This is a genomic window from Actinocrispum wychmicini (assembly GCF_004345645.1).
GTDB classification, from domain to species: domain Bacteria; phylum Actinomycetota; class Actinomycetes; order Mycobacteriales; family Pseudonocardiaceae; genus Kibdelosporangium; species Kibdelosporangium wychmicini.
Window position 1 is genome coordinate 555,338 of record NZ_SLWS01000003.1, and the last position, 12,309, is coordinate 567,646.

Here is a 12,309-nt window from a genome sequence, read left to right on the forward strand (position 1 = left end):
GTATGCCGTCCGTCGACGACAAGCGCCGCGCCCTGCTGGCGAGACGACTGCGCGAACGCGCGGATCGTCCACAAGGGACTGGGCAGACCCGGGCCGCCGGGCTCGCGGAGTGCGTGATCCCGCTGCGCGCGGGCGAGGGTACGCCGTTGTTCCTGCTGCCCGCGGTCGGTGGCGGCGCTGGTCCGTATGTGGCGCTCGTCGAACACCTGCCGCCCGGCCGCCCGGTATACGGTCTGGAGTCGCCCGGCCTGCACGGCCAGTCGATTGTATACAAACTGGACGAACTGGCGGCCGTGTACCTGGATCTGATCACCGGGATTCGGCCGGACGGGCCGTACCTGCTGTGCGGGTGGTCGGTGGGCGGCGTGGTGGCGCAGGAGATCGCGGTCCGGCTGCGGGAACGTGCCGCGGACGTGCCGCTGGTGGTGATGCTCGACTCGGCGCTGGCCCCCTCGGAGCCACCACCGGACGACACCACGGTCCTGGGATGGTTCGCCGAGGACCTGTCGGCGACCTTGCGGGCCGAGCCGCCCGACCTCGCCTTCCTGCACGCGTTGCCCGAGGACGAACGGACGGACGGTCTGATCGAGGCGCTGGAGAACGCCGGAACCGTGCCGTCGGGCATTCGTGCGGAGATGCGGCAGCGGATCGCCGCGTTCGCCGGGAACGCCCGCGCCTACCGGAGTTGGCGGCCGCGGCCGGTGGACGTGCCGGTCACGTTCGTCCTGGCGGAGGACACCGACGCGGGCGAGGTCGACCGCTGGCGGCCGTACGCGTCCGCCGTCACTTGCCTGCCGGTGCCTGGCGCGCACCACACCATGCTGCAACACCCGGATCTCGACAAGGTCGTCGACGCACTGAGCCGGTGTCTCGGCGAGGCCGACCCAAGGAGTCCATAGTGGACTTGACGTTCCCGCCGAAGCAGGAGCGGTTCCGTCAGGACGTCCGCGCCCTGCTGGCCCGCGAGTCGGTGCGCGAGGAGGTGGCGCGGGTCCGTGCGCTGCCGGCGGACCAGGAACCCGGTCTGCTGGACACATATCGCCTGCTGGGTGAACGCGGCTGGCTCGCACCGAACTGGCCCCAGGAGTACGGCGGCATCGGCGCGACGATCGTGGAGAAGGCGATCGTGACGGAGGAGCTGATCGCCGCCGGTGTGCCCGATGTGGCCCACACGCTGTCCATCGACATCGTGGGGCTCGCGGTGTACCTGCACGGCACGCCCGAGCAGAAGGCGCGCTGGCTGCCCTCGCTCGCGGCCGGCGAGTCCATCGGATGTGTGCTGTTCTCCGAACCGGAGACCGGGTCGGATCTCGGGTCGCTCGCTACTCGGGCGGAGCCTGACCCGGAAGGTTGGCGGCTGCGTGGTCGCAAGTTGTACAGCCTCAAGGCGCACATGGGGGACTTCGCGCTGTGTCTCGCCCGGACCGGGTCGTCGGAGGTGCGATACTCTGGGCTGAGCGTGTTCATTGTCCCGCTCGACAACACCGGCGTGCTGATCAGTCCGTTGTGGACGATGATGGACGAGCACTTCGGCGCGGTGACCCTGGACGGCCCGTTGGTGACTCGGGCGGACGTGTTGGGCGAAATCGGCGACGGCTGGCGGATCGCGGGCGAGGTGCTCCGCCTGGAGCGGACCGGCATCGAGTTGGAGGCTAAGGCGCGTCGGACCGTTGACGCGTTGCTGGCCAACGTCGCCGAGGACACGGCGTACGCCGATCGGCTCGTGGCGTTGGACGCCGAGGTGGAGGCCGGACGGCTGCTGTCGTGGCGTGCCGTGGGCACGATCGCGGACGACGTGCGCGACGAGGCGTTGTACGCGATGGCCAAATGGCACACCTCCGAGACGGCCAAGTCGGCGGCCGTGCTGGCGGCCGAACTGGCCGGGATGGACGCCGCACTGTCCCTTCGCGACGAATCAGCGGTCCCGGGTTCGTTGGTGGAACACGGTTATCGCGACGGGCCCGGGTTCACGATCGCGTCGGGTACGTCCGAGGTGATGTTGTCGATGATCGCGTCGACCGCGCTCGGCCTACCGAGCTGATGGGGGAGAGGCATGCGCGTCACGTTGTCGGAAGTCCAGCGCGACGTCCGCGACCGGTTCGCGGACCTGTTCGACGACGACCTGGGGCCGTGCATCCGGCGGATGGCCGAGCTGCCGGCGCGTGGGTCGACCGACCCCGGCGGCACCGATGCCGAGTCCGCCGCGGTCCGGGACGCGGTGTGGCGGGCCATGGTCGACCTGGGCGCGACCAGGCTGCTGCTGCCGGAGAAGGCAGGCGGCGAGGACGCCCGCCAGGCAGGCGCGGTCATGCTGTGCGAACTGCTCGGCGCGGCGCTGTACCAAGGCCCGCTGTTGGACACATACATCGCGCAGGAGGTGTTGCTGCGGACGCTGGACACCGACGCGGACCGGATCGCCGAAACCGCGACGGGCGCGCCGATCGCGGTCGCTGTCCGGGAGACGGCGACGGACGCGTTGCACCGGCCAGGACCCGCGCTGGGCACCGGCGACACCCTGGACGGAGTCCGGCGGTTCGTCGGCTCGGTGCCGGAGAGCCAGTACCTGCTCGTGGTCGCCGACGACCCGGCCGGTGTCCGGTGCGCGCTGGTCGCCGACGGCTACCAGGCTCGCCGATACGACGAGGTCGGCCGTAGCCAGCTGTTCGAGGTCCGGTTCACGGGCGCGCCCGTGGTGTCGTGGCACCTCGAAGACCGTGACGGGTGGATGCAACTCGTCGCCCGTGCCCGCATACGGTATGCAGCATACATTATTGGTTCTGCGCAAGGGGCGCTCGACCTTGCCGTCGCGCGATCGCAGGAACGCCACCAGTTCGGTCGACCGATCGGCACGTTCCAGGCACCGGCGTTCCGGCTCGCCGAACTGGCCGCCCGGATCGAGGCCACCCGGTGGTTCGTCCGGGCGGCCGCGGCCGAGGCGGACACTGGGTCGGATTCCAGGCTCCGCGCCGCGCAGGCGTTGAGCATGGCAGCCGATGTCTACGGCACGACCGTGCTGGTGGCGATGCAGGTGCACGGCGCGTACGGCCTGACCGAAGACGCCGACATCCAGCTGTACTACCGGCGAGCGCTCATCGACCGGGTGTGGCTGGGCTCGCCGGTCGAGGTACGCCGGGAGGTGTTTCCGCTGCTGCGGGACCGGTGAACGTGCCCTCGAAGACGACCTCCGCCGGGCCGGTCAGCGTCAACGCGCCGAATGGCGGCGCGTCCCCGGCGATCCGCACCAGCAACGGCGTTCCGGAGCGGGTGTGCGCGGCCACCGTACCCTCGCTGACCAGGCCCAACGACCGTGCGACCGCGACACACGCCACGGCTCCACTGCCACACGACAGCGTCTCCTCTTCGTTGCCGCGCTCATACGTCCGTACCGCGAGGCCGTCGTCCCGCACCTGCGCCACGCTCACGCTGAGACCGTCCGGCGCGAAGTGCGGGTGGTAACGCACGAACCTGCCAAGCTCGTTGACGTCCAGCGCGTCGGCATCGGGCACGATCGCGACTGCATACGGTGTACCGGTGTCTACGGTATACAAATCAAGGGCTGTGTCAATTTCCTTGGTGGCCAGCCGGACCGGCCCACCGATCCGGTCCGGCTCGGGTGAAGTGACCTCCACCAGACCGCCACGCGACCACGCCCGCATCGTGTGACGACCCAGCTCCACCGTCAACGGCCCGCTTGTGCCGGTGGCGAATGCATAGTACGCCGCGCATCGGGCGCCGTTACCGCACATTTTCGCGATCGATCCATCTGGATTGACCACGGTCACGCCCAACCGGTCCGGGCCGTCCCGGCGGAGCAGTATCAACCCGTCCGCGCCGATGCCGCTGTGCGGCCGGCACGCCCACACGGCCAGACCGGACACGTCGTCCGGCACACCGCAGGAGTCCGTGTCCAGCAGCACGAAGTCGTTGCCGGCCGCGACCATCTTCACGAACGGCGTCAACTGTGCGCCACCAGTCGCTCGTAGAACGGCAGGTGGTGCTCGTAAAATCCGCGCAGCACAGGGTTGTTGTCCACGGTGTCGACGTATTCGTTGCGTCGGTCATGGAAACCGTTGCTGCGGCTGACATCCGCGTGCCAGTCCTGATGCCGTTCCCACTCCGGCCGGTGCCCCGGCCGCCACTGCAACGCCTCCGCCTTGAACGGCAGCCCGACGTGGTCGCAGTACGCCCGGACCACCTGCTCGGCGTCGGTCACCAGCGACTCCGCGCGCAGCACGAACGGTTCCCGCCCGGACGCGGCCCGGACCAGCTCGAACAGCTCGTACAGCCGCTCGTAGCCGATCTCCGGGCTGGTGACCGTGTTCTTCATGGCGTAGTGCGAGGCGATCGTCTGCCGCGGGTCGCGCACGATGAACGTGTGCGTCAGCTCGGCCAGCTCGTCGGGGTGGTCGAAGAGGTACTGGTAGGGGTAGTCGAGGACCTCCTTGACGAACACGTGCTGGGTACGCCCCAGCGAGACCAGCCGGGCCAGCAGGTCGTGCTCGTCGCGCACCACGATGTCGCCCGGTAGCTTGGCCTCGCCGGTCTCGGTCAGGTGCAGCAACGGCTCGTGCACCGTCGACACGTCACCGCGTTCGGCCATCATCCGCAGGAAAGCCGTTGACGCGGAACGGGAATGCGCCCACAGGACGATCGCGCTCATCCCGACCACCACGCCGGCTGACGGTCCCAGCGATGCGCCCGCAACCGGTCCGTCAACTCCGCCGGCAGCGGGAAGCCGTCGCTGACGCCGAGGTTCGCGTTGACGTGGTCCAGGGTGCGCATGCCGGGGATGACCGTGCTCACCGCCGGATGCGCCAGGACGAACCGCAACGCCAGCTCCGGCAACGGCATGTCGGCCGGCACGTCGGGCCGCAGCCGTTCGAGGTGTTCGACACTTGGTCCGAGGTTCTCCGGGCCGAAGTACGTCGACCGCCAGTCCGCGTCCGGCCAGGAGCTGTCCAGGGACAACGCGCCGGTCAGCGTGCCCTCGTCGAACGGCACTCGGGCGATGATGCCGATGTCGTCCCGGATGGCGCGGGCGAACAGCTCGTCCTCGGGTGCCTGGTCGAAGATGTTGTATATCACCTGGATCACGTCGACCAGGCCAGTGTCCAGGGCGCGCAGGCAGTTGGCCGGCTCCCACCGGTTCACGCTGATCCCGACCGCTTCGACCAGCCCGTCGTCCTTGAGGCCGCCGAGGGTGTCCTGCCAGCTCGGGTCGTCGGCCCAGCGGTCCTCCCAGACGTGCAGCTGCAGCAGGTCGATCCGGTCCACCCCGAGGTTCTTCATGCTCTGTCGGGTGCGGTCGACCAGGTGGTCCGGCGGGAACACGTCGGCCAGCGGGTCGGTCGGCCCCGGCGGCCATGCCATGTTCTTCGGCGCCACCTTGGTGGCCACGTACAGCTTGCGGTCCGGATGCCGGCGCAGCAGGGCGCCCAGCATCTGTTCGCTGATCCCGCGGCCGTACGCCCATGCGGTGTCGAAGAAGTTGCAGCCCTGCTCGACCGCCAGGTCCAGGCAGGCGGGCGCCAGGTCGTGGTCCTCGCCGGTGAAGCCGCCCGGCCCGCCGGCAATGCCCCACATGCCGTAGCCGACCTCGCTGACCTGCCAGCCGAGCCGACCCAACGTGCGGTACCGCATCAACGCCCTCCTTGTATGGTCATGCCAGCACTGTCCGGCCGGCCAGGTACCGGCGGTACGCGGTGATCGACGGGTCGAGCGACTCGTGCCCGAGTTCCCAACCGCGTTGCGCCGCTTCGGCCTGTGTGCCGTCGTACCTGGTCACGTTGTCCGTCAACACCTCGCTGAACACCGCGCGCAACTCGGTTTCGGTCAGCTCACCGGGCTTCGGCAGGAACGCCGCCAGCAGGCCGGGCTCCCGGTCCTGCGTGTCGGCCAACGCCGCCAGGAAATCGGTGCAGGACACCGTGGTCAGGCCGGGGAGCAGCCGGGTGAAGTCGACCCGGTCCGAGTGGCGGATGTTCAGCGTCGCTCCCCACGTCGTGGGGTCCAGCGCCGCGGCGACCAGGCGCCGGGCGGCGTAGTCCACGGGTGTGTAGTCGGACCAGATGTCCACGTCCGGCACGACTCCCATGCGGTGGAACGCCGTCAGCAGCAAGTGGCTCAACGCGGAGGTGTTCGGGATGCCGTTGTCCGCGGGCATGACCTCGCCGAGCCGCAGGACGGTCACCAGCGCGCCACGCTGCCTGGCCAACGCGAGACGGCGTTCGATGACCCACTTGGACCGGTTGTAGCCACCCGGCGGCGCGTCGACCGTGACCACGTCGACGTCCTCGGCCAGCGGTGTGGCTCGGTCGGTGGCCGACTGCAACGCGGCCAATGTGGATACATAATGCAACGGCGCCGGCCGTCCGCTCATCGCCAGCCGCAGCACCTCGGTGGTGCCCAGCACGTTCGCGCGGCGATGGGCCCGGTAGTCGTACAGGAAGTTGACCAGGGCCGCGCTGTGCATGATCAGGTCACAGTCCTCGGCGAGCCGGTCCCAGACCGGGTCGGCCAGGGCCAGCCGGGGCAGGGCCAGGTCGGCGGCGAACCCGGTCAGCCGGTCGGCGAACGCCGGATCCCACCAGCCGCGGCCGGCGAGCACGTCAACCACCCGGCGGGTGGCCCGGTCGTCGTCGCCGGCGCGGGCCAAGCACACCAGCCGCAGGTCCGTGCCGGCCAGGATATCGTATGCGATTCGGGCACCGACGAACCCGGTGGCGCCGGTCAGCAACACCGTGCGGGGCGGTTCACGGGTTGCCGTGGTGATCGGCATGTCGGGTTCGGACCTGGCGTCCGCGGTCATCAGGTCCTCCTCGGACCGGACGATCGTGTCATCGGCCTGATAGGTCCGGACCACGAGGGCGAGCCGTTCCGCGGTCGGATGGTCGAACAGGTCCTGCGCGCAGACCTCCTGCACACCGAACTCGGCCCGAATCGTGTTAACGACTGTTAACGCCTTGAGGGAGTCGCCGCCGGCGTCCATGAAGTGGTCCGTGGCCGACAGGTCCGGCCGGCGCAACGCGGACCGCATCGACTGCAGCACCCGGGCATCGAGATCCGTGGCGGACTCGTCGTCCCTGAGCCGGTCGGCGTCCAGGGCCAGCCGCTTGTCGAGCAATACGGCCAGCTCGTCCCGGTCGGCCTTGGCGTTGTCGTTCACCGGGATGGAGACCAGGAAGAAGTAACGCGCGGGCATGCTGGTGCGCGGCAGCGACCGGCTCAGGTGTGCGCGCAGCTTGTCTTCAGTCGGCTGTATACCGCATGCCACGAATAACGCGAGCGACTTCTCACCATCCTCGTCGGCCACCAGCACCTCGGCCTGGCGCACACCCGGACAGGACTCGGCGACCGCCTTGATCTCGTCGAGTTCGATCCGCATGCCGCCGATCTTCACCTGGAAGTCCTTGCGGCCGCCGTAGAACAGCCTGCCGTGCGCGTCCATCCGCCCGAGGTCACCGGTGAGGTACACGCGGTCGCCTGGAATCTCCGGACGCAACGGGTTCGGCACGAACGCGCGCGCGGTCGCCCCGGCGGCGTGCACGTATCCGGCGCCGACACAGGCACCGCCGATCATGATCTCGCCCAGGTCGCCGATGGGAACGGGCCGTAGATCGTCGTCCACGATGGCGGCGTGGCAGTTGTCGATCGGCCGGCCGAGCGGCACGAGATCGCCGTCGGCGTCGCTCATCGGATGAAACGCCATCCCGATCGCGGTCTCGGTTGGACCGTAACCGTTGGTCACCTTCAGGTCCGGCAACAGCGTGGTCAACGTCCGCACGGCCCGTAAGTTGACCGGCTCGCTGCCCACGATCAGCCAGCGTAGCGAGGACAACCGCGGCAGCAGCTCGGGCTCGCCCTGCACAAGCGTGACCAACGCGTTGAAGATGCTGGACACGAAGTCCGACGCGGTCACCCGGTGCTCGGCGATGAGGTCGACGGTCCGGTGCAGGTCCAGGAACTCCCGGTGGGCCGGCAGGATCACGTGCCCGCCCCCGGTCAACGGCCACAACAGCTGCCACAGTGACGAGTCGAACGTGTGCTTGCTGTTCTGCAGGACCACTTCGTCGCCGGTGGCGCGGAAGTAGCGGGTCATGAACCGGAACCGGTTGGCGAGGCCGCCGTGCGTGTTCACCGCGCACTTCGGCGTGCCGGTCGTGCCGGAGGTGAAGATCCCGTACGCGGGTTCGTCCGGTCCCATCGCGAGCGGCGGCCGACGGGCCAGAGGGATGCGACGGACGTCGACCTCGAACGGCCTGCCGTGGTGGCCATCGGGCGGCGCAGTCGGCCCGTGCAGCACGATCGGACACGTCAGGACATCCAGGGCAGCGAGGACACGCTGGACCGGCCACAAGGGATCCAGTGGCACGAAGGCCGCGCCGAGCTTCATCAGCGCCAGGCACGCGACCGGCAGCTCCAGGCTGTTGACCATGAGCACCGGCACCAGGTCGCCCCGGCGGACACCGGCCGCGGCCAACTTGCCGGCGAGCCCACCGGCCAGCTCGTCCAGCTTCCGGTACGTGAGGGTGTTGTGGTGGCAGGTGATCGCGGGACGGTCGGGTGTGGCGAGTGCCTGGCGCGCGATCAGCTCGGACACCGGGACGTACGGGGTGTCGTCCGGATCTCCCGCGCTCACCGACGGTGTACTCATCGGATCTCCTCAGCGCAGCGCGTTGTCCAGGTCGTCGATGACGTCGGCCACGTCGTCGGTGTAGCCGAGGGCGAGCCGGATCGTGCCGCGGGGGACACCGATGGTCGCCAGCCCCGCGTCGTCGTACTCGAAGTAGGTGAAGAACGTGCTCTGCTCGACCAGGGTCTGCGGCGCGCCGAAGTTGGACGCCATGAACGGCACCTTGAGCCGGTCGACCACTTCGGCGGTCTCGGCCTCGGTCCGGTCGAGTTCGAACGTGACCACGCCGCCGTGCCCGTTGAGATACTGCTGGCCCAGCTTGAAATGCGGATGGCTCGGCAACCCGGTGTAGTAGACCCGGCTGACCTTCGGATGCGCGTCCAGGTGCAGGGCGACCGCCATCGCCTGGGCGTTCACCCGTTCCATCCGCAACTGGAGGGTGTAGAGGCTGCGCCGCAGCAGCGCGGCCACGTGACCATCGGTGACCGGCCCGGTGGTGTCGCGGTACCAGCGGATCTGTTCGATCAGGTCGGCCCGGCCGGACAGCACACCGGCGACGATGTCACCGTGGCCGCCGAGGTACTTGGTGGCGCTGAACAGGGCGAGGTCGGCGCCCCAGCGCAGGGCGTGGAAGTTCGGCGGCGGCGAGAACGAGCTGTCCAGGGTGACGATCACGTCCGGACCGAGCACGTCCCGGACCTGCGCCACGTCGATCAGATACATATGCGGCGATGACGGCATCTCCAGGTGCACGAGCCGAACCTGGTCGCGCAGCCGCCGCACGCCGGCGCAGAACATATCGGGGTCACGGATCGAGATCTCGTGGACGATGATGTCGAATTTCTTGAGGATCTCGTGGAAAACGTTGCGTACCTGCCGGTAGGACTCGGCGGCGAGAACCACGTGGTCACCGGGCTTCAACAACGCGAGGAACGTCGTGCTGTGCGCGGCCATACCGGACGAGAACAATAACGACGATTCGGCCGAGTTCAGTTCGCTGAGCTGAGATTCCACCTCGAGCCATGTGGGGTTGCTGTAGCGTCCGTACCGACCGGCCGCAGTGGACCGCTCGTGCAGGCCGGCGCGCACGTGGTCGGAGTCGTCGAAATAATAGGAGGCGCTCTGGTAGGTCGGTGGTTCAACGCTGTTCAGATATAACTCCCGACCGCGTCGCCTGGTCATCGTGCAGTGGCCCCCGCTCTGGCCGAAATGGATTGGATGCGCGCCCCATTGCCACCTCGTGACGTGTCCATAAACGACCGTCAAAGCATATCGATCCGGCACAGTCCTCGGTGGCCAGATCTTGAGTCTAGCTCGTCGTCGACCATATTGGCAGGAAACTTTTTGTGACTTTGTTTGCCTTTTGCCGGATGGCGTTCCGCCATTCTAGTGAATTGATCTTTTCGGTGGCCGCGGTCCGGTGGCCGACCGGCCCGGCTCGGCCGCACTACCGAAGCCCTATCTCAGGCCCACCGATCCGCTACGCCCGCGCCCTAGCGTGACTGGTGCGTCACAGACTCCCAGGGAGGGCTTGATGGCCACGGTCGACGTGAACCAGGTGTCCGCTGCCGATACCCTTCCCCCGGGGCCGACATCGTCGCGGATCGTCCAGACCTTCAAATACACCGTCGCGCGCAGCAAGTTCTACGCGGACCTGCAACGCAAGTACGGCGACACGTTCACCATGCGGATCACCGGCAACCGCAACATCGTCGCGCTCACCCGGCCCGAGCACATCAAGACGGTGTTCACCGGGCCGTCGTCGGTGTTCCACGCCAGCGAGGCGAACAAGATCCTGCTGCCGGTGACCGGCCCGAACTCGTTGCTGGCCCTGGACGAGGACCCGCACCTGCGGGCCCGCAAGCTGCTGATGCCCGCGTTCAACGGCGCCGCGCTGCGCGGCTACCGGGACATGATGACCGACCTGACGCTGGCCGAGATCGAGCGGTGGCCGACCGGCCAGGTCTTCGCGTCCCAGCCCCGGATGGCCGCGATCACCCTGGAAGTCATCCTGCGGGTGGTGTTCGGGATGGACAAGGGGCCACGGCTGACCGAGCTGCGGGACGTGATCCACCGGATCTCCAGCATCGGGCCGATCGGCTTCATCGGCTGGGCCTACCCGAAACTGGACCGGTTCTGGCCGTGGAAGCGCAACAAGGAGAACCTACAGCTGGCCGACAGGTTGCTGTACGCCGAGATCGACGAGCGGCGGGCCGCGACCGACCTGGCCGACCGCCAGGACGTCCTGTCCCGGCTGCTGACCGGCGCGGAGATCGAGGCGACCAACCCGGAACTGCGGGACCACATGATCTCGCTGCTGATCGCCGGGCACGACACCACGTCGACCGCGCTCGCGTGGACGTTCCACGAACTGGCCCGCCGGCCCGAGGTGCAGCGCGCCGCGCACGACGCCGCCGACCGCGGCGACGAGGACTACCTGCTGGCCATCCACAAGGAAGTCATGCGGCTGCGGCCGGTCGTCCAGAACGTGGGACGCACGTTGATGCAGCCCACCGAGGTCGCCGGGTACCAGCTGCCGGCCGGCACGATCGTCGCGCCGATCATCAACGTGGTGCACCGCGCCCCGGAGGCGCATGAGGCGCCGGAGGAGTTCCGGCCCGAGCGGTTCGTCGGCAAGCAGCCGGACGCGAACACCTGGATCCCGTTCGGCGGCGGCGTGCACAGGTGCGTCGGGGCGGGTTTCTCGTTGCAGGAGTCGGGTGCGGTGCTCCTCGAAGTGCTGCGCCGGTACCACGTGAGCGTGCCGAGCCTGACGCCGGAACAGCCACGATCGCGGCACGTCACCCAGGTTCCGGGCAACGGCAGCCGGATCATCGTGACACCGCGTCAATCAGCGTAGGGGGAAACATGACCACGGCCGGGCCATGGCGGGTCCTGAGCGACGCCGGTGTCGAGGACATCGTTCTCGTCTGCGACTTCCCGACCCAGATCCGCCCCGAAGCGGGCTTCTCGCACCTGGCGCCGCTGCTGGACCCCGCGCGTACGGTGTGGGAGGCCGTGCCACCGCCGGCCGGCAGCGAGCAGGGCTGGTCCAGCGACGACTACCTGCGGTACTGGATGGACGCTCTCGGTGACGTCACCGTGGGCGCGGTGCTGGGGTTCTGCGCCGGCTGCGTGTTCGCCGCCGCGGTCACCGAACAGGTCGCCGAGCGGCAGGGGCGGACACCGCGGCTGGTGGTGTTCGACCCGGAACAGCCCACCAGCGGCGCGTTGTACGCCCAGTACCACCGCGGCGCCGAACTGTTCGGCGCGGTGTTGCCCCCCGACGAGGTCGTGGAGATCCTCGGCCGCGGCCAGAAGCTGTTGGCGGACAACGACGACGTCCAGATCTTCGGCCCGGCGTTGAGCGCGCTCTACGCGGAGGTCGGCGACGCCGCCTTCGCGCGGGTCGGGCTGGATCCGGTGCGCCGGGCCGAGCTGGCCGCCACGTTCGCGTCGTTCGTCAACTGGGTCGTGGCGGCCGACCAGATCGACCCGAGGCCGGCGTGGGCCTCGGCCACCGCGGTGACGTCGCAGACCCGCGGCACCGCCGCCGATCTGGCGCTGCGGGAGATCCGTCTCGACGTCGCCCACGTCGACCTGCTGCGGGACGCGGGCGTGGCGGGCACGGTTTCCGAACTGCTCAGCGCGGTGCCCGGCACAGTGGACTGAACAAG

10 protein-coding genes are annotated in these 12,309 nt (G+C 68.9%); 5 read left to right on the plus strand and 5 right to left on the minus strand.

Going from position 1 to position 12,309, the window contains the following annotated elements:
- The first annotated feature begins 2 nt into the window (after positions 1-2).
- The 3 genes from EV192_RS16575 to EV192_RS16585 are packed head-to-tail and all read left to right on the plus strand — an operon-like array spanning position 3 to position 3,163.
- Positions 3-899: a thioesterase domain-containing protein gene (locus EV192_RS16575; RefSeq protein ID WP_132116142.1), complete on the plus strand. Its 897-nt coding sequence runs from the start codon at positions 3-5 to the stop codon at positions 897-899.
- Complete coding sequence (locus EV192_RS16580; protein ID WP_165960418.1) at positions 899-2,041, plus strand: acyl-CoA dehydrogenase family protein; 1,143 nt, start codon at positions 899-901, stop codon at positions 2,039-2,041. Before EV192_RS16575 ends, EV192_RS16580 begins: the two co-directional genes overlap by 1 nt.
- A 12-nt stretch (positions 2,042-2,053) precedes the next feature.
- Positions 2,054-3,163 carry an acyl-CoA dehydrogenase family protein gene (locus tag EV192_RS16585; protein ID WP_132116146.1) on the plus strand — a complete coding sequence of 370 codons (1,110 nt, stop codon included), beginning with the start codon at positions 2,054-2,056 and terminating at the stop codon, positions 3,161-3,163.
- On the opposite strand, the gene dapF is transcribed toward EV192_RS16585, so the two are convergent.
- The 5 genes from dapF to EV192_RS16610 are packed head-to-tail and all read right to left on the minus strand — an operon-like array spanning position 3,090 to position 9,814.
- On the minus strand, positions 3,090-3,959 hold the full coding sequence (gene dapF, locus EV192_RS16590; protein WP_132116148.1) for a diaminopimelate epimerase: 870 nt from the start codon (positions 3,957-3,959) through the stop codon (positions 3,090-3,092). The genes EV192_RS16585 and dapF overlap by 74 nt on opposite strands.
- Positions 3,956-4,660, minus strand: coding sequence for a sulfotransferase-like domain-containing protein (locus EV192_RS16595; protein ID WP_132116150.1), 705 nt, complete (start codon positions 4,658-4,660; stop codon positions 3,956-3,958). Before EV192_RS16595 ends, dapF begins: the two co-directional genes overlap by 4 nt.
- A complete protein-coding gene (locus EV192_RS16600) occupies positions 4,657-5,640 on the minus strand; it encodes an aldo/keto reductase (protein ID WP_132116152.1) in 984 nt (327 codons plus the stop codon). Before EV192_RS16600 ends, EV192_RS16595 begins: the two co-directional genes overlap by 4 nt.
- A gap of 19 nt (positions 5,641-5,659) precedes the next feature.
- On the minus strand, positions 5,660-8,653 hold the full coding sequence (locus tag EV192_RS16605; protein WP_132116154.1) for a non-ribosomal peptide synthetase: 2,994 nt from the start codon (positions 8,651-8,653) through the stop codon (positions 5,660-5,662).
- Between the two features lie 9 nt (positions 8,654-8,662).
- Positions 8,663-9,814 carry a PLP-dependent transferase gene (locus tag EV192_RS16610; protein ID WP_132116156.1) on the minus strand — a complete coding sequence of 384 codons (1,152 nt, stop codon included), beginning with the start codon at positions 9,812-9,814 and terminating at the stop codon, positions 8,663-8,665.
- A gap of 352 nt (positions 9,815-10,166) precedes the next feature.
- Between EV192_RS16610 and EV192_RS16615 the strand changes: the two genes are divergently transcribed.
- Together EV192_RS16615 and EV192_RS16620 are read left to right on the plus strand one after the other, a co-directional pair.
- Positions 10,167-11,492, plus strand: a complete 1,326-nt coding sequence (locus tag EV192_RS16615) for a cytochrome P450 (protein WP_132116158.1) — start codon at positions 10,167-10,169, stop codon at positions 11,490-11,492.
- 8 nt (positions 11,493-11,500) lie between these two features.
- Entirely contained in the window at positions 11,501-12,304 is an 804-nt protein-coding gene (locus EV192_RS16620; RefSeq protein WP_132116160.1) for a hypothetical protein, read from the plus strand.
- Positions 12,305-12,309 lie beyond the last annotated feature (5 nt).